18 protein-coding genes are annotated in these 18,510 nt (G+C 42.1%); 11 read left to right on the forward strand and 7 right to left on the reverse strand.

Features of this window, described 5'->3' with window-relative positions; genetic code table 11:
* Positions 1-348 precede the first annotated feature (348 nt).
* The 4 genes from WN50_RS20065 to WN50_RS20080 all read left to right on the forward strand — a co-directional run bounded on the left by WN50_RS20065 (position 349) and on the right by WN50_RS20080 (position 3,436).
* A complete protein-coding gene (locus WN50_RS20065) occupies positions 349-1,110 on the forward strand; it encodes a pentapeptide repeat-containing protein (RefSeq protein ID WP_046277624.1) in 762 nt (253 codons plus the stop codon).
* Between the two features lie 135 nt (positions 1,111-1,245).
* Positions 1,246-2,022: an endonuclease/exonuclease/phosphatase family protein gene (locus tag WN50_RS20070; protein WP_046277625.1), complete on the forward strand. Its 777-nt coding sequence runs from the start codon at positions 1,246-1,248 to the stop codon at positions 2,020-2,022.
* The gene (locus WN50_RS20075; RefSeq protein ID WP_046277626.1) at positions 2,015-2,659 is read left to right on the forward strand and encodes a YqiA/YcfP family alpha/beta fold hydrolase; all 645 of its coding nucleotides are present in this window, start codon (positions 2,015-2,017) and stop codon (positions 2,657-2,659) included. Before WN50_RS20070 ends, WN50_RS20075 begins: the two co-directional genes overlap by 8 nt.
* 60 nt (positions 2,660-2,719) lie before the next feature.
* Positions 2,720-3,436: an ROK family protein gene (locus WN50_RS20080; protein WP_046277627.1), complete on the forward strand. Its 717-nt coding sequence runs from the start codon at positions 2,720-2,722 to the stop codon at positions 3,434-3,436.
* Here WN50_RS20080 and WN50_RS20085 read toward each other — a convergent pair.
* Positions 3,401-4,393, reverse strand: coding sequence for a bestrophin family protein (locus WN50_RS20085; protein ID WP_053221558.1), 993 nt, complete (start codon positions 4,391-4,393; stop codon positions 3,401-3,403). The genes WN50_RS20080 and WN50_RS20085 overlap by 36 nt on opposite strands.
* Positions 4,394-4,729: 336 nt before the next feature.
* Here WN50_RS20085 and purB point away from each other — a divergent pair, with 336 nt between their 5' ends.
* Together purB and WN50_RS20095 are read left to right on the forward strand one after the other, a co-directional pair.
* Positions 4,730-6,025: an adenylosuccinate lyase gene (gene purB, locus WN50_RS20090; protein WP_046277628.1), complete on the forward strand. Its 1,296-nt coding sequence runs from the start codon at positions 4,730-4,732 to the stop codon at positions 6,023-6,025.
* A 142-nt stretch (positions 6,026-6,167) separates the two neighbouring features.
* Entirely contained in the window at positions 6,168-6,893 is a 726-nt protein-coding gene (locus WN50_RS20095) for a M15 family metallopeptidase (protein WP_046277629.1), read from the forward strand.
* A 5-nt stretch (positions 6,894-6,898) separates the two neighbouring features.
* On the opposite strand, the gene WN50_RS20100 is transcribed toward WN50_RS20095, so the two are convergent.
* Together WN50_RS20100 and WN50_RS20105 are read right to left on the reverse strand one after the other, a co-directional pair.
* On the reverse strand, positions 6,899-7,525 hold the full coding sequence (locus tag WN50_RS20100) for a 4Fe-4S single cluster domain-containing protein (RefSeq protein WP_046277630.1): 627 nt from the start codon (positions 7,523-7,525) through the stop codon (positions 6,899-6,901).
* Positions 7,526-7,712: 187 nt separating this feature from the next.
* On the reverse strand, positions 7,713-8,459 hold the full coding sequence (locus WN50_RS20105; RefSeq protein ID WP_046277631.1) for an SH3 domain-containing protein: 747 nt from the start codon (positions 8,457-8,459) through the stop codon (positions 7,713-7,715).
* 188 nt (positions 8,460-8,647) lie between these two features.
* Between WN50_RS20105 and WN50_RS20110 the strand changes: the two genes are divergently transcribed.
* Entirely contained in the window at positions 8,648-10,042 is a 1,395-nt protein-coding gene (locus tag WN50_RS20110) for an NACHT domain-containing protein (protein WP_046277632.1), read from the forward strand.
* Between the two features lie 173 nt (positions 10,043-10,215).
* On the opposite strand, the gene petM is transcribed toward WN50_RS20110, so the two are convergent.
* On the reverse strand, positions 10,216-10,317 hold the full coding sequence (gene petM / locus WN50_RS20115; RefSeq protein WP_046277633.1) for a cytochrome b6-f complex subunit PetM: 102 nt from the start codon (positions 10,315-10,317) through the stop codon (positions 10,216-10,218).
* A 93-nt stretch (positions 10,318-10,410) separates the two neighbouring features.
* On the reverse strand, positions 10,411-11,631 hold the full coding sequence (gene lhgO, locus WN50_RS20120; RefSeq protein WP_425354828.1) for an L-2-hydroxyglutarate oxidase: 1,221 nt from the start codon (positions 11,629-11,631) through the stop codon (positions 10,411-10,413).
* Between the two features lie 147 nt (positions 11,632-11,778).
* Between lhgO and WN50_RS20125 the strand changes: the two genes are divergently transcribed.
* The gene (locus WN50_RS20125; RefSeq protein WP_046277635.1) at positions 11,779-12,255 is read left to right on the forward strand and encodes a DNA phosphorothioation-associated protein 4; all 477 of its coding nucleotides are present in this window, start codon (positions 11,779-11,781) and stop codon (positions 12,253-12,255) included.
* 120 nt (positions 12,256-12,375) lie between these two features.
* On the opposite strand, the gene WN50_RS20130 is transcribed toward WN50_RS20125, so the two are convergent.
* The gene (locus WN50_RS20130) at positions 12,376-13,860 is read right to left on the reverse strand and encodes a site-2 protease family protein (RefSeq protein ID WP_046277636.1); all 1,485 of its coding nucleotides are present in this window, start codon (positions 13,858-13,860) and stop codon (positions 12,376-12,378) included.
* A gap of 207 nt (positions 13,861-14,067) precedes the next feature.
* Between WN50_RS20130 and WN50_RS20135 the strand changes: the two genes are divergently transcribed.
* From WN50_RS20135 to WN50_RS20145, 3 genes are all read left to right on the forward strand, one after another.
* Positions 14,068-14,739: an MBL fold metallo-hydrolase gene (locus tag WN50_RS20135; protein ID WP_046277637.1), complete on the forward strand. Its 672-nt coding sequence runs from the start codon at positions 14,068-14,070 to the stop codon at positions 14,737-14,739.
* A 281-nt stretch (positions 14,740-15,020) separates the two neighbouring features.
* Positions 15,021-15,485 (forward strand): hypothetical protein, encoded by a 465-nt coding sequence (locus WN50_RS20140; RefSeq protein ID WP_046277638.1) that lies wholly within the window; start codon positions 15,021-15,023, stop codon positions 15,483-15,485.
* 138 nt (positions 15,486-15,623) lie between these two features.
* Positions 15,624-16,631: a M28 family peptidase gene (locus tag WN50_RS20145; RefSeq protein WP_200906322.1), complete on the forward strand. Its 1,008-nt coding sequence runs from the start codon at positions 15,624-15,626 to the stop codon at positions 16,629-16,631.
* Between the two features lie 201 nt (positions 16,632-16,832).
* On the opposite strand, the gene WN50_RS31070 is transcribed toward WN50_RS20145, so the two are convergent.
* Positions 16,833-18,510, reverse strand: a 1,678-nt coding sequence (locus WN50_RS31070) for a pentapeptide repeat-containing protein (protein ID WP_200906323.1), incomplete at its 5' end; no start/stop codon positions are given.

The following is an 18,510-nucleotide window of genomic DNA, read 5'->3' on the forward strand; positions in this document are numbered from 1 at the left end:
CAGCCTGGTAAAATTGGACAACTTTTGATGGCGATCGCACCATCTTCACTTAGAGCTAGCTTGGCTTAACATACTTTAGAAAATGCTCTCCTGTCAATCGGCGCTCAAGAAATAGTTTAATCGACCAGATACTGTCCATTTATCAGGGTTTTACGGCTGATTCGTTTTAGTCTTTCTTCAGAAAACTGTCAAGGTGCAAACCGAAAGACATTCTTTAACTTTTCGGCTTGCAAAAATCAACAAAAGTTGCATCATCCTTGCAATTGCTGTAACCCATGATAAAATCGGTTGCACAAGCCCTCATGCGTTCCTAAAGTGATTTGTTTTGGCTGATTGGGGAAAAAAATAATGAAACTGCAAGCTCTAGCAACCACAATTCTACTCTCTCCACTGTGGTTGATCACCGAAACTCTGGCGGCAGATGACGACGCGATCGCCATCTTGCGATCAACCAATCGCTGTCCAGAATGCGATTTACGCTACGCTGACCTCCGAGGACTCGATCTGCGAGGGGCGAACCTATTCAATGCTAAACTACAAGGGGCTATTCTGCGCGATACAGACCTGCGAAGCGCTAACTTGTACGGCGCCAATCTCTATCAAGCGGATCTATTTCGAGCTAACCTGGCAGATGCCAATCTTTATGAGGCAAATCTCAGATATGCTGATTTACAAGGTGCCGATCTGCGACAAGCCGATTTATCGGGAGCGTCTTTTGCTAGAGCGAACCTTCGCAAAGCCGATCTGCGGGATGCTAATCTATTTAAAGTCAACTTCAGTGAAGCTTTCCTGACTGAAGCGAGTTTTCAAAACGCCGATCTGCGACTATCTACCTTCTTCAGAGCAAACTTAGCCGATGCTGACTTTGAAGATGCCAATCTATTTGGGGCGGATCTTCGCCAAGCCAACCTCAATGGTGCGAATTTCTCTAACGCTAATCTACAAGCCGCCATTTTGATCAACACCAATATCGCTCAAGCGGAATTGTCGAATACAGATCTAACGAATGCGTTGCTTCAAGGAACAGAAGGCGCCCCTATTGTCTGTATTCTCAATCAGGTGGTGAATTGCTTAGTTGAACCGAGATCTCCGGCGGCACCACCCTTCTAAGCTCGAGAATTTCTTTCTGGTGAAAAGCTGACTTGGAAGAAAAAGTTATTGAGAATTAAGACATTTTAAATCAGTGTCTTAACTCATCAATGACTACTATACTAATAACGCTCTCTGTTCAGCTTTTTTGGCGTGATGAAAATCGTTACTTTTAACGTTCGTTTTGATAAACCTGATCCGGGTAACAACGCCTGGGTGTGGCGCCGTCCGGTGATTGCTCAACTCCTGGCTCAATGGGATGCGGATCTGATCGGGACTCAAGAAGGAAAAGCTCATCAATTATTGGATTTGCATCGACGCTTAAGCAATTATCAGAGTGTCGGGGTTGATCGTCAAGGAAATGGCTTGAGTGAATATTGTGCTATTTTTTATGATCAACAGCGATGGCAGTGTCTTCAACAGGGGGATTTCTGGCTGAGTGAAACGCCCAAAATGGTGGGAAGTATAACGTCGGAGTGGAAAAATCCAGTTCCTCGGATGGTGAGTTGGGGCATTTTTTCTAATAATACTCACACTAAACCGATTATAATTTTTAATACCCATTTGGACTATCAGAGTCAGCAAGCTAGAGAGTTAAGTGCTAAGTTAATTGGCGATCGCTTGAGTCAGTTTAATGCTGATCAATACTTGTTTATTGTCACGGGTGATTTTAACGCCGAACCTGAAAGTCTAGCCCGCAAAACCCTACTTCAGCCTCTAACAAATGGCGTAAAACTCTATGATGCACTGGCTGATGTGGATTTAGAAGAACAAATGAGTTATCACGAATTTACCGGAAAAGGGTTTGCCGCAGTCGATACGATATATTATGATAGCCGTTTACACTTAAATCAGGTTAGCGTTGATCGCACTCAAATTGATCACGTTTGGCCGTCTGATCATTTTCCTGTTATTGCTCAGTTCAATGAATAAATCTTATATTTATTTACATGGGTTTGCCTCGAGTCCGAAATCAGCCAAAGCCGATTTTTTGTGCGATCGCTTTCGAGAAAAACACATTAATTTACAAGTTCCCGATCTGAATCAGGGTGATTTTTATCATTTAACTCTAACGCGACAACTGCAACAAATTGAAACGGAATTGAATCTAAAATCTGATCAGAAAAAAGTGATCATCGGTTCGAGTTTTGGCGGTTTAACTTCGACTTGGCTCGCTCAACGAAATCCCTCAGTTGAACGGTTAATTTTACTGGCACCTGCCTTTGAATTTCTGATTCATGTGTTACCAAAGTTAGGAGATGAACCGCTTAAAAAATGGCAAATTGAACGCGATTTATTGGTTTATCATCACGGCGAAAAACGCGAGATTCTTTTAAACTATCACTTTATCGAAGACCTTGAACAGTATGATGATCAACAATTACAGCGTTCTCTGCCGACGTTAATTTTACATGGAAAACAGGATGACATTATCCCCATTCAAGCCAGCCGCAACTATGCCGCCTCACGTCCTTGGGTGAAGCTGGTTGAACTGGAAAGCGATCATATCTTGGGAGATGTTCTACCAGAAATTTGGCAAGAAATCCAATACAATTTAGATTTATTTTAGATGTTTAAAACGAAATCTATTGTAAGATGAAGACTAAAGTCAGATCTCAGCAACGCTTAAATGGTTGAATACAGTCCTGAACCGCCTCGAACCTTAGCGATTGATATCGGGGGGAGTGGTATTAAAATGATGGTGTTGAACCTCGTAGGTGAACCTTTAACTCAACGAGCTAGAGTCGAAACACCTCAACCCGCAACACCCGAATTAGTGATCGCCGCCGTCAGCGAATTAGCTCGTCAACAGGGAGAATTTGAACGGGTTTCTGTTGGTTTTCCGGGGGTTGTTGTGCGGGGAGTCACAAAAACTGCCGTTAATTTACACCCAGAATGGCTAGATTTAGATTTCGCCGGGAAACTCTCTCAACAGCTTGGAAAACCTGTGCGAGTGGCAAATGATGCGGATATCCAAGGTTTAGGGGCGATTTCCGGTCATGGTGTAGAATTTGTAATCACACTCGGCACCGGAATTGGTACTGCTTTATTTTTAAATGGTCGCTTAGTTCCGAATTTAGAAGGCGGACATCATCCTTTTCGCAAGGGTGAAACCTACGAACAACAGCTCGGAAATGCTACCTTAGAAAAAATTGGCAAAAAGCGGTGGAATCTGCGTTTAGAAAAAGCCCTAAAAACCCTACATCGGGTGTTAAATTGTGACCGAATTTATCTCGGAGGGGGCAATACGAAGAAAATCAACTTTGAGTTACCCAACTTTATCGAAATTATTCCCAACGTCACCGGAATTTTAGGCGGAATTCGCTTGTGGGAAAGCGATCTCTGATGAGACAGCGACTTCAACAGAATGCGAAGAAGAGGTCGTCTCTGAAGTGGCTCCTTGATCCTCGGCAACAAAAGCCTTTGTGCTTTCTACATTACTAATAATTTTATCGCAAATCGCATCTAAAGGCAGATCGGTCGGATCATTCCCAAAAGGATTATCCATCAGACTGCCAATTTCATCAACTCCAAGTAGAACCGTTGCGATCGCCATCATGGCAAATCCCACCCACCAGTTTAATTGTGCGACTAAATGAAAGGGTAACAAACAACAGTAAATTAGAATTAATTTTCTCAAAAAACTCACATAAGCTAGGGGTGTAGGTGTGGTAGCAATTCGTTCACAATAAGTCAACCCTTCAACCAGCTTATTGAGTTGATTGAGTATGATCATCTGCTGTATGGGCGTGATAGAATGGCGTTGGCTCAATTGTTTTAGGAAATGTCTAATCCACAATGAAATTTGCAGGGGTGGATTTGAAGCTTGACGACATTGATCTAAAATTTTAGGTGAAACCCATTGATCTAATTCAGTGGTAAGGGTTTGTTGTCGTAGATGAAGTTTGGTTGCGATCGCAAACGCTATTAAGAGTTTGAACAGATCCGTTTTTTCCTGCTGAGTCTTTTGATCAATGGCGGGAATTGTGATCTGAATTTCTCGGGATAAATTCCGAATTTCAACGGTGATCATTCCCCAAGCTTGACGTCCTTGCCAAAAGCGATCATAAGCGGCATTTGTCCGAAAAACTAACAATAAACCTAACACTAAGTTACAAGCGACATTCGTCGTTAAGCTTCCCACGACATTTAATTGTAATGTCGGTTGAACAACATGAACATAAGCAACTCCTATCCCTAAACTGGCAAAAATCAATGAGCGAGGTAAAATTGCCTTGACAACTCCCGCATCTAATTTTAGGGATTGGCGAAACCAGTTTAACGGATTTACACTGAACAGCACCTTTGTATTTTCTTTATAGAGACGAATAACTTTCGGTAAGATTCTAGCTTGAGTCTAAGCTTCATACAGTAACTATTCTATCATTTTAGGCGAGTTTGACGCAAGTTTGATCACAAGATAACCTGTTAAAATCAAGATTTACAAAACTTGAATTCTTGGCAAACTTAAAATTAAAACTCTTATTCTTGAGAAGACATCCTAGCGGCTCAAAGTGTAAAATTCAGTGTAAAATAAAACGGTTGTGCTTGCCAATACACAGATCATAATCTGTTCGCGGTTCGGCGCTTGTAAACCCACTGAATCCTTCAAAATTAGGTCAAATTCCAATAAATCAAGATGATTGAACGTTACACACTGCCCGAAATGGGCAATCTTTGGACAGATGAATACAAACTGAAAACTTGGCTTCAGGTTGAAATTGCCGTCTGTGAAGCCCAAGCCGAATTAGGATACATTCCCTGGGAAGCTGTTGAACAGATCAAAGCCAAGGCAAATTTTGACCTGAAACGAGTTCAAGAAATAGAAGCCGAAGTCCGCCATGATGTGATTGCTTTTCTGACTAACGTTAACGAATATGTCGGCGATGCAGGACGCTATATTCACCTGGGCTTAACCAGTTCCGATGTCTTGGATACGGCTTTAGCCTTGCAATTGGTCGCCAGTACCGATATCCTTTTAGAACGGGTTGAATGTTTGAGTCAAGCCCTACGTTATCAAGCCCAACAACATCGTAATACGGTTATGGTGGGGCGATCGCATGGGATTCACGCTGAACCGATTACCTTTGGCTTCAAACTCGCCGGATGGTTAGCAGAAGTCTGTCGCAACCGGGAACGTTTGGTGCGTCTGCGTCACGATATCGCTGTCGGTAAAATCTCCGGGGCGGTGGGGACTTATGCCAATATCGATCCGCGTGTGGAAGCGATCGCCTGTCAAAATTTGGGACTGCAACCGGATACCGCTTCGACTCAGGTGATTTCTCGCGATCGCCATGCCGAATACTCCCAAACTTTAGCATTATTAGGCGCCTCTATCGAACGATTTGCAGTCGAAATTCGCAACTTGCAACGGACCGATGTTTTAGAAGTTGAAGAATTCTTTTCTAAAGGTCAAAAAGGGTCTTCAGCAATGCCTCACAAACGCAACCCTATCCGCAGTGAACGTTTAACCGGACTCGCGAGAATTTTGCGAGGTCATGCGGTTGTCGCTTTAGAAAATGTAGCCTTGTGGCATGAACGAGATATTTCTCACAGTTCAGTTGAACGGATGATTTTACCGGATTCTTCAACTCTGGCTCATTTTATGTTAGTGGAAACCACCGATTTAGTCAAGAACCTGTTAGTTTATCCTGAAAACATGACCCGTAACATGAATCTCTATGGAGGTGTTGTGTTTAGCCAGCGTGTCTTATTGGCATTGGTTGAAAAGGGTTTAAGCCGTGAAGAAGCTTACACGATTGTACAATCTTGCGCCCATCAAGCCTGGAATACAACCGGGGGAAATTTCTATGATTTAATTGTCCAAGATGAGCGAGTAATGGCGACACTTTCACGATCAGAAATTGATGCTTGTTTTGATCCTCAATACCATTTGAGGCATTTAGAAGAAGTGTATCAACGCTTAGGAATTTGACGCAGAATCTTCGGGGTGAGTTGGGCGAGACTTCAGGAAACTGCTGTTTCAGTTAGCAGTACAGGGAACTGTTCACCGTCTTTCATCTGACCCCAATTTGCTCATTTTATTTCCACTCTTATCGAGTTCTAAAAATGAGAATATGACTCGAAAATTGATTTTATTTATTACGGTATTATTGTCGATTGTGGGATGTCATCTAACGGCTATTCCTTCGGCTGAACTTCAGGGAAACTCTAATCAAGCGATTGCGGTTGAAATGGCACAAAATCCTCCCGAGTCTCCACCAATTCAAGTTTATTCTCCGGTTCAAGAACGAGAAAAATTAGTTGATATTCGTGATATTAATCCCAATATAAAACTGGATATTCGTTACGCGACAACCCAGAACTTTTTAAAACGAAAACTCTATTCTGTTCCTCGTTGTTTGTTGCGGGCTGATGTTGCACAATCCCTCTCAAAAGTGCAGCAAGATCTCGAAGGAATGGGCTTAGGATTGAAAGTTTTTGACTGCTATCGACCTTGGTCTGTCACCAAACAAATGTGGGAAATTTTACCCGATAATCGTTATGTTGCAAACCCCCAAAGAGGTTCTCGTCATAATCGGGGGGCGGCGGTAGATTTAACGTTAGTTGATTTACGCAACGGAAAAGAACTAGAAATGCCCACTGATTTTGATGATTTTACCGATCAAGCCGCCCGAGATTATCCCCATAATTCCCCACAAGTTCGCCGCAATAGTGACTTATTAGAATACAAAATGAAACAATACGGTTTTAGTTCTTTAATTACCGAATGGTGGCATTTTGATGCGGTAGGTTGGAATCAATATTCCCTCTTAGATGTACAACTTGATCGGGTTCCGTGACTGGCTTATTCCCCTAAATTCATTTGACCCCAAAATCCGGTAACAATTCGACTGCCATCTTTGAGAACATGAATTTCTATTTGATCACTCGCCCAAGTCAGTTTATCCGCAAAATCGGGATTAAAAACCCGCACTTTTTGATTCCGGGAAGACACCAAAGAATCCGGTGAATGAATGGCTAAAGATTCGACAAACGGCCCATCAATTAACAAATCTAACTGATCTAACAAGTCTTGAGAACCTGGAGGGGCTTTGGGCGATCGCAATTCTTCTAAGGTAAACCCCGTAAATGACATTACATTAAAACCCTTTGCTTTTAAAAGTTTTGCCAGTTGAGTTAAAGCGGGGGCTTGCCAAAAGGGTTCTCCGCCGGAAAATGTGACGCCTTGGTTGCGAGAATGACTCACAATTTTATCCGCTAATTCTTCAACTTTGATTAATTGATTGACTTCAAAAGACCAAGAGGGAGTATTAAAACATCCCCCACATTCTCGTTGACAGCCTTGTACCCAAACCACCGCCCGACAACCGGGGCCATTGACTTCAGATTCATCAACATAACCCATAATATTCAGATATCCGGGGGGAATTTCTGCCAATAAAGCGGGAGGATTAAAAATTAAGTTGTTCATGGTAAATCCATTTAAAATGTGTTGAAGTAGGCGCAGAAAAATAATTCAGTTCGCTGTTGTGCTTTAGCATGATAGGCTTTGGACTCTCCGCCCAACAACAAAGTGTGATGCCTACTTCATCAATTCTATTGTAGAGAATTAGGAAATCACCTCTCTACATCTGAAGTTTTATTTAAGATTTTAACGGTTATTCAACTTTCACCAAAAATTCATATGGATATCCCCGAAAGTTAGAATCCAATTCTAAGGTATATTGTCCGGTTGTGGGAAGTTCTCCCGTCCATTCACTGCGGCTATCAGTATAAGGATCTCCGGCTAAAAGTTGCCCGTCTGGGGTAACAATACGCGGAAAAACCTGTTCACGACTTTCAACCGTTAGGGTTTGACCTGCTTCTGCATTGAGAAGATAACGATGACTTCCCCCGCCAATAATTTCACCTTTAATAATCGCCGAATTTCCCCCCGGTAAAAAGTTAATCGGTTTCTCTACATTGGCACAACTGCTTTTGGTGCGATTTTTAGCCACCCATCCTTCTACGGGGCTACTAATTTGTAACCAACCAAGCTGTTCACTAACAACAGAAATAAACGTATTATTATCAAGTTGAGCGACAATATTATCATCCTTGACTTCAGGGGATGAACGGACATTCAGAGGTGCTTCTGGATCATTAACCACCGCCATATTAATCCGACAATTCTCTACAGGCGGTCGAATCACCACTGGGTTAGTTTCAGAAGACGGCGGGGAAATCGGGGCGTTAGCGGGTGCAGCAGCGACCGGAGAAGGCGTCGTTGGCGGTGGACTCTGGGAGTTTAAAGTCTCCTCAGTCGGAGGTTGAGAAGAGGGCATCGCCGTAATATAAGCGACTATTACGGCTGTGGCGAGTCCGGCTGCCCCTGCAATCATCAACTGGCTAGGTTTGAAGGACATCAGTATAGACCTCGTTTCTCAGGAAAAATTGATCGTAGCAATTTCGTGTAAGCAGTTTCGGGATAGTACCTGAAACTTCAGGACTTTCTCGGGAAATTTGACATCCAGATTTTAAATGTTCGTCTACCCTGTATATTTTAAATTAAACTTGAGCTGGCTTTAATTGATCGCCAATATCCTATACTTCTATGTTACGATTTAATTCCAATCGACTCCCGCATCAGAAACGTTATCAACTGCTTCAGCACGTCAAAAACGAAGTTAAGCAATATCGGTTACAATCACCTCACAGAGCTGTATTAACCCATTTAGCCCAGGAAACTCCCCCGTTAAAAATGCGGCGAATTTGGGATATCGAAGCCAAGGTGGGAAATCGTCCGAGTTTTCGATTATCGCCTGAGTGTGGGATTATTCCGGTTTTTGATCGCATCGGCGGAAAGCTGTTGATTCTTGGAGGAACCGGGGCAGGAAAAACAACAACGTTAATCGGGTTAACGAAGGTATTGGTTAAACGAGCGTTACGCGATCAGGGAGAACCCATACCGATATTATTAAATTTAGCAAGTTGGACGGATAGTGAACAATCGATTGACAGTTGGATGATTGATCAACTCAATATTAAATATGATATTCCTACAGATTTAGCGAAAGATTGGCTGGAAAAATTACAAATTTTACCGTTATTAGATGGGTTTGATGAAGTCAAAAAAAATCAACATAATTCCTGTATTCTTAAGCTGAATGAATTTTTATCCAGTCAGATTTGTCCTTTACATTTAGTGGTTTGTAGCAGTGTAGAAGCTTATCATAATTGTGAAGCAGTATTGCAGCTTAATGGGGCTATTTTACTGCGTCCGCTCACCAAAAAACAAATTAGAACTTATTTAATGAATGCTCGCAGTCGAGAACTTTGGAATAATATTGAAAAAGATGAAAATTTATTAAAATTAGCGAAAAAACCCCTACTTCTTAGTATGATGACCTTAGCCTATGAAGAAATTTTAATCTCTTCTTGGAAGCGGTTAGGGACCTTAGAAGAACAACGCCAATATTTATTTAATGCTTATATTCGCACTCAAATTGCACCCCATCGCAAACCGTCAACCTCTCGAAAAAACTGGGAAGAACAAAATTTAGAAAAGGTTAGACAGGGCTTAGAATGGTTAGCCAAACGTTTGGAAGAAGAAAATCAGTCTGAGTTTTCGATTCAAGAAATTTCCCCCAGTTGGTTGCAAGATTCTCAACAAGAAAATCAATATAAGATTGGGGTTAAGTTCGTTTCCGGGTTGATTTGGTGGGGAATTATTGCTTTAATTGCTCTCGGGGTCATTTTGAGTTCAATTTTGCTCGTTTTTGGGGGAATAATTCTGGGTTGTATCTGGGCGTTTATCTATCGAAAGTTGGCAATTAGTGACTGGATAGAACAGTTTATTTTACGCGGTTTTTTGTCTTATAAAGGTTATCTTCCTTGGAAAACTAAACAGTTTTTAAATGTCGCAACCAAACGCTTACTTTTACAAAAAGTGGGTGATCGTTATCGGTTTATTCATCGTCTACTTCAACACCATTTTTCTCAACTGTAATTTTTATGATTTGTTGGAGTGAGAAGATATAGAAGAGTTGGAAAGAAGCAAGAACCACCACCAAGACACACCAGACACAAAGAGAGAAAATATTCTTCTTAAAAATTAAGCGATCGCACCAACCAAAACGGCGATCGCATTTTTTTATCCGGTTTTCAGATCAGTGACTTGACTTATTCGCCGCCTTGAAGTTTGAGTAACAGGAAACCGCCTGCTAAACCCACTAAAACGATAGAAAAGCACAAGACTGAAACATAAATGATTTCAGCAGCCATAGATTTTGATGTCTCCTTGATGTTATCCTTTCTAAATCTAGTATTTTAGCGTCCCTTTGGTCAAGCTTTTTTCCTCAACTCAGCAAACACTCGTTAAACCTTGAGAGTTGATTGCTGTCTATTTGCGACTTTTTCGACAATGGCTTTACCAATTTCTAAGGAAGCAGTAGCCGCCGGAGAAGGCGCGTTACAAACGTGCATGGCGTTACGTCCTTCTACAATTAAAAAATCATCCACCAGTTTCCCGTCATTTTTCAACGCCTGCGCCCGTACTCCCGCATGAGTTGGAATCAAATCTTCTGACTGAACTTCAGGAATTAAACGTTGTAAACTGTGAACAAATGCTGCTTTGCTAAAAGAGCGAATAATTTCTTCAATCCCATCTTTTGCGTGTTTGGTGGCGAGTTTCCAAAACCCCGGATAAGTCAGTGTATCAATGGTATCTGCTAAGTCAAAATCTGTCTTTTTGTAGCCTTCTCGCTTCAGGCTTAAAACAGCATTAGGCCCTGCATGAACACTGCCATCAATCATCCGGGTAAAATGAACGCCTAAGAAGGGAAAATTGGGGTTGGGAACGGGGTAAATTAGGGTTTTGACTAGATAACGTTTTTCGGGGATGAGTTCATAGTATTCGCCTCGGAAGGGAACAATTTTTGCTTCGGGTTTAACGCCGCCTAACTGAGTGATTCTGTCACTATACAATCCTGCACAATTAATCAAATATTTCGCTTGAAATTCGCCTTTGTTTGTTTCCAGAATTGAACCGTCTGAGGTGTTTTTAATATTCTCAACTTTCGTCGATAGTTGCAGTTTTCCGCCTTGTTGGGCAATCAGTTCGGCGTATTTTTGGGAAACTTGCGTATAGTTGACAATTCCGGTTGAAAAGACCTTGATTCCCGCTAAACACCGCACATAGGGTTCAACTTCTTTGACCTGTTCGGCGGTGATTTTTTGGAGTTCAAGACCATTTTCTAAACCGCGTTTATAGAGGTTTTCTAAGAGGGGTAATTCTTCCGGTTCTGTCGCAACAATGACTTTCCCACAGACATCATAATCAATGCCATATTTTTGGCAAAATTCCACCATCGAAATACAGCCTGTTCGACAGAGTTTGGCTTTTAAACTTCCGGGTTTATAGTAAATCCCTGAATGAATCACACCGCTATTATTTCCCGTTTGATGAGGGGCAAAACGGTTTTCTTTTTCTAAAAGCAGAATTTTTGCATCAGGATAACGTTCAGCTAACGCCATTCCCGTTGATAAACCGACAATTCCGCCCCCGATAATTGCAAAGTCATACATAAAATTAGACACTCTTGAATTTTAGTCTTTGAGAACTGATCTTACGGTTTTCAGCTTGTTTGAACAAGTCATTTCTGTAAATTTTAATCTATTGCGTGTAAAGTTCATGTAAATTATAATGTAAATCAGCCTTTAAAAGTAAAAGTATATTGATTGATTATGGCGTTTAATCGAATTCGAGTCGCAAAAGATAAAGCAGATTTTGTTAAAGCCTTAACCGAATCAGAAGGCAAAACAGGGCCGTTTCAAACCTATGCAGATGTGATGGTATTTGCCGCAACATTAGGAATGGGGCGCAAAAAACGAGTGCCTCTAGAAGCCATTTCTAAACGAGAACCTTCGCCCATTTCCTTAGAAGTTTTTATTTCTCGCGGCTATGATTTAGTGATAAAACTCATGGCTTTTGTGGAAGTGAATGACCCGCAAATTCTATCCCCTTTTGATGCGGAATCCGAAGAAAAACGGGCGGAAATTTTTGAAGAGTATGCCAATGGGGGTTTAGAAGTATTACTCGAAGAATGTCGAGGAGCAGTCGATTATTCAGATCGAATCTTATTACTGTTGATGTCGGAACGCGATCGCTATAATCAACCCGAACCCGATCAAGAATTTGATTTAACTCGATTTTTGAATTAAAATCTTATTAGATTCATCCTTGATACTTGGTCGGAGTCGATTAGTTGCAACTCTTTTAAGAGAAAATCAACTCACTTCGCCGCTTTTACCCGAATTTAGGTGTTTAATTTCCGGCTTTTTCTAAAAATTTAACCACTGAGCCACCATCTGAGGAACAGGTAAAAGAATCACCAATAATAAACACAGCGTCAGCAATCCTACAAAGTCTCTAATATTATCCAATTCGCTGACATCATTTAAGGCGGGTTCATCATTGAGGGGTAAGACGAACAGCAAAACCGCTAAGATCAAAAACTCCTGTCGAGTCAACGCCAAAATCAGAATTAAAAAGCGAGAAACTTGACCAATTGCCATGCTCGTGCGTTGACCCATCATCGCATGAATCATGTGACCGCCATCAAGTTGACCAACCGGAAGTAAATTAAACGCAGTGACAATTAAACCCAAATATCCAGCGATCGCAACCGGATGAAAATCAATCGCATCAGTAGCCGTTAATTCCGTTCCCAAGGTTAACTTACTCAACACCGTTAACAATAGAGAAAAACTGGGATTAATCGCATCAAAATCTAAAATTCCCACGCTATCAGGGGGCGCCGAAATCACCGTTGAATGAGCCAATCCCCACATCAAAATCGGTAACGTGACGATAAATCCCGCCCAGGGGCCAGCCACACTAACATCAAATAAAGCTTTGCGGTTGGGAAGCGGCGATCGCATTTGGATAAAAGCGCCCAAAGTCCCGAGGAAAAACGGCACGGGCATAAAATAAGGTAAAGTTGTGCGAATGCGATAACATCTCGCCGCCAGATAATGAGCCGATTCGTGAATCCCCAAAATTGCCATCAAAGCCAGCGCATAAGGTAATCCTTGGCGCAATAAATTCGGATCAGATTGCCAAGTTTCAGGAGGCACATCTGCCATCGTTACACCCGCTAACGTCGTTGTAAATAAGGTAATCACCAACAATGCCAAAGCTAACAGGGGTCGCGTTATAGGGTCATTGTCAGTCACCTTTTTAGCGGTTTCAATGTAGGGATTAGGAACCAACGCAAAGAAAGGTTTATCATTCAAATCCGTTTGAAAAACGACAATAAAGCGATCGCCAAATTGCGCCTCAATTTTATCTCGAATCGTTTGATAGACAGTCTCCGGGTTAGACCGGATTTGGCCCCGACAAATCACCGCTTGGGGGCGATGTTCAAGTTTTTGTAAGGGAAAAACCGACCAAGGGAAACACTCACGCAGTTTGTTTTCCTCCGAAGGGGTAATCACTCGGGGAGGAGGCGGTTTCGGTGTTGTTTCCGGGGTCATGCTTGAGAGAGATGTCGTAGACGAATCGATCATTTCTGGCGGCATTTGGCGTCCGAGTTGAACCAGCAACCAGTAAACACAAGGACAAAGAATAAAAGGGATAATGATCAGTTCAGGTGGAATACGCCTCTGTTCACCGTAGACAAGCTGCCAGGTACTCCAAATCAACGCAGGTGTCATCATCACCAGCCATAATATCCAAATCGGTGTACGGGTAATGCGAGCGACACCCCGTCGCAAAATCCAGTACGTTATAAAACCTAATAGGAGCAACCACAACCAAAGAAGCATGATCTAAAATTTCACTGCGACTAAAAACCCAGTCTAAAATCAAAAATTGAAATGAGTATAACTAACAAATAACAGAAGCCATCGACTCAAACTGATGCTTAGACTAAATTCTCTGCTATGCTATTATCCCACACTGAGCAAAACCTGTAGCCGATGAAACTGTTAGCTCAAGATGACAATCTTTAAATTAACCCTTCAAACCTTTCTATGGTGCAACCCCGACCCGTTTCTCAACCTCCAAAGCCTGTACTCGAAAATATTTGGGCTTTTTCTCCCAACCGAGAGACATTAGGGGGAACAGCCTACTTGATGGTCGAAAATCAAACTAATATTCTGATCGATACTCCCGCTTGGGACGAGGTGAACCGGAATTTTATCGAACAACAGGGGGGAGTTCAGTGGTTAGTCATTACCCATCGCGGAAATATTGGTCAAGCACGGGAGATTCAGCACTCAACAGAATGTCATCTTCTCATCCAAGAACAGGAGGCTTATCTGCTCCCGGAAGCAACTGTTACTTCCTTTCAACAGGAGTTTACCCTCAGTCCTCACAGCCAAATGATTTGGACTCCCGGTCACTCTCCTGGTTCGTCCTGTTTCTACTCTAGCTTAAATGGAGGCCTGTTGTTTAGTGGACGTCATTTGTTACCCAATCTTCAGGGTGAACCCGTCCCGTTAAGAACAGCGAAAACCTTTCACTGGCCACGACAAGTTCAGAATGTCAAACGGTTAATTGAGCGATTTTCCCCACAAACGCTACAATTTCTCTGTCCGGGAGCCAATACCGGAGCGTTACGCGGGAAACGGGTGATTGAACAAGCTTACGACAAACTCGCTCGTTTAGACTTAGAAGCGTTATTACAGTTATCAGTCTTGTAGGGGTGGCTTCATCAATTACCTCTACCAGTGACGAGTAACACAAATTTCAACTTCTATTAAGATTTATCAAAATCATTGGGGCTGTTTCCAGGCCAAAGAAATGATCAAACTTGAGTCTAGTGACTGCTTTGAGGATTTTTAGACTCCTGAAAGGCTATCTATTCTCCCGTTCACGCAGATGATCAGAACTTGGTAAAATGCAGTTTGTGAGTTTAGCGATCGCACACACGATTAAATAAATTCATCGAGATTAAATTCGTCGGAAATTTCATTAAACCCCTATGACCTCAAGCGCTGCATATCCTAACGCTCCTGATCTTTGCGCTGATGACTATGTGATCATTGGTTTAGCAACTTGTTTCATCAAACAAGAAGGGGAAGTTCATCAAGTTCAAATTATTGAACCCATTCCCTCAGCCGCCCTCGAAGCTTTACTCAAAGGAATTCCCACGTCTTATGAAATGGCTTGTGCCACAACAGTCGGAGCGGTTCTCACAGGCGAGACTGCCCAAATTCCTGCTGAGTTTCCACCCGAGGTGCAGTTAGCTGATGATTTTAACCAACGGGTTTTCGCTGCCGCCCGAACTTATAAAAGTCGTCCAAACGCTCAATCTCATATTGCTTTAGGGACAGTTTTTAAAGACTTAAACTATTCCTTAGAACGCAAACGCATTTTAAATTCAGAGCGAATTATCAGCACAGAAGATAACGTTAAACAGCACGCTTATACTCATCAAGTCCTTTAATATTGTTTGTTGAATCGGTAGGGTGCATCAAACGGGTTCTTATGAAAGTACATCATAATATAGGTGATTTGATGCACCCGACTACTAGATGATATATTTGTTGTGATGCGCCCATCCTCAAACAAAAATCAATTTAGAATGCAGATTGTTAACAAGTCTGCCTTAGTTCGTTTAGCGATACTTTTCGCTGTATTGCTGATTTTAGGGGCTTGGGCAGGGTTGACGATGTTTTGGATGCCCGAACACAGTTATAACGGCAAACTTCAACCTTTACAAAACGAAGAAATTGCACTTCAAACCTCACTCAAACGAGATATTCAAAAGATAGCAGATGAGATTGGGGTGCGAAATGTAAGTCAATATGAAAATCTGAATGCAGCAAAAACGTTTTTGGAAACTGCTTTAACTGAAGCGGGTTACGAAGTAAAACTCCAGGAATATCAGATTAATAATAAATCATATTATAATCTAGAAGTTGAACGATTGGGAACCGAAAAGCCTAATGAAATTGTGCTGATTGGGGGTCATTACGATTCAGCTTTTACCAGTCCGGGGGCTAATGATAATGGCACGGGTGCCGTCGCTACGCTAGAACTCGCACGAATCTTTGCCCAGAAATCTACCAAGCGCACGGTTCGTTTTGTTGAATTTACCAATGAAGAACCGCCTTTTTTCTGGACAGAAAATATGGGAAGTTTGGTCTATGCCCAGCGTTCGCGTCAGAATCAAGAAAATATTGTGGCGATGTTAAGCTTGGAAACAATGGGCTATTTTTCAGACACGGTAGGGAGTCAAAAATACCCTTTCCCCATTAATTTATTCTATCCCAATCAAGGCAATTTTATTGCATTTATTGGCAATCTCAACTCGGGAAATTTAGTTCGGCAAGCCATTAAATCCTTTCGTCGTTATGCTGAATTTCCTTCAGAAGGTGTTTCTTTACCGAGTTGGATTCCGGGTGTTGGTTGGTCAGACCAATGGGCTTTTTGGCAACAGGGATATCAAGGAATTATGATTACAGATACCGCTCCTTATCGTTACCCTTATTACCACACAGAAGAAGATACTCCTGATAAAATTGATTTCGATAAGCTAACAAGAGTGGTCGCTGGATTAGCTGAAGTTATCTCTGATTTGGCGGAGTAAAGATGGTTGGGGTGCATCAAACAGGTTACTGTTGTGATATGATATCCGACTAATCAATAATCGTGCTGGTAGGGGCGGGTTCTGCCTAGATCTTGACGACCACTCCGAGATTGAGTTAAACCCGCCCCACCCCATAACAAAATTAATAAACCGGACATCATATGAAATTCCATCCAGATGTGGCTGATTTGATGCACCCTACTACTGAGGAGAATTAGAAGAATTGGGAGAATTGTTAACATTAAAAGTTTGCCAAGAGTGAATCGCTTGTACAATAAAATGACCAATCGGGCGATTAATTGCTTGTTCAATCTTTTGACAATTTTCTGAAGTTAAAGTCTCAATCAAACTTTGTTTTAAAACCGGATCACTTTCGAGTTGTTCGACAATTTCCGCCGCCGCTTTCATCTGTTCAGACGTTGTATTAATCGGATAAACCGCTTCTATTTCTTGGATAAACTGTTCAATCACTGACACAATAGCCGCTAAATTAGTAGGCAGTTTATTAGGAGTTTCCGGGGCTTCTTTTGGTGAATGATCAACCCTTGTCGAATTGAGAGAATTGTCGCGATTTTCAGCTTCTAGAATATCTCTTTCTCCTTTGAGAGAAACTTGAACAATTGTTCCTGAAAATTCGGAAGGGTTATCTTCGGAATCTAAAATCGTCGAGTACCAACTTTGTTTACTTTGCAAGAACGAACGAATAATAGCTGTAAATTGCTGGGGTTTTAAAGTTTTACTCCAATCAGTTGGTTGACGATAGGGATTTGGATCATCACTATTTTCAGCCGGAAGACGCAAAAACAAATAATCACAAGTAATATTTCTCAGTTGAGTCGTTAACGTAATACCCCAATCTTGAATAAAAGCCCCCGTTAACGTTGAACCATTCAGATTGGCTTGACTTAATTTCGTTCTCACCAGTTTAGCTTTGGATAAATCAACCCCTTTTAAATTAGTCGAACTGAGATTAGCCCCAATAAAACTCGCCTTTGTTAAATTAGCATTTTGTAAGTTCAGTCCCCGCAAATCTTGATAATCAAAATTCTGGTTTTCGCCTAGACCTGTTTGCAACAATTCCCGAATTTGAGTATTTTCTAAATAAGTATTTCCGCATCGTACCTGATCCAGTTGCTTCGCCCCCCGCCAACGTGTGCGCGTCAATTTAGCTTGGCGAAAATCAGCACTTTTCAAGATAGCATTGGTAAAACTAGCATCCGTTAAATCCGTATTGCGAAAATTTGTTCCGCCCGTCGCTGCTAAATTAACCGCCAAGTTGTGAATTAAAACATATTTTTGATCCCCTTGAATCCCCCGCCAACCGATATAATCAAACCAAAACGTTACTAAAACAGATATTGCGATCGCCATCGCACTCACCCCTCCCGAAATATAACCCGCAATGGCACTCGCAATCGCCGCCACCATCAATACTTTCGCCACACTCATCACCCAGGCTATACGTTCAGCAATCACAAAAATCACCCCAAAAGCGACGGCTGACGCAAACAGAATCGCCCCCGCAAACCCCGCTAACACCCCCGCAATTGCCAATGTACCCAGCAAGGTGACGACATTCGCTAGTCCAGACACCACCCCGATAATAATCCCGACAACGGCAATTTCGATCGCATCAACAAACGCTCCCCAACCCCGTTCAATTCCCCGACGCCCCGCAATCAAAACCAGTACCAGCATTAAGGCCAGAGCCGCCCAACCCGTGTTAGAGTCTTCGGGAGTAGACATATTGAAAAACACCAAGACAAAATAACCCACTAGCACCAAAGCCAGTCCCAACAGAACCAACAACAACCAGGCCACCCCCGAAACGATGATCATCCAAACTTTAGGAAGTCCAGCTTTCACGCCTCGAAACTTC

This window comes from Limnoraphis robusta CS-951 (assembly GCF_000972705.2).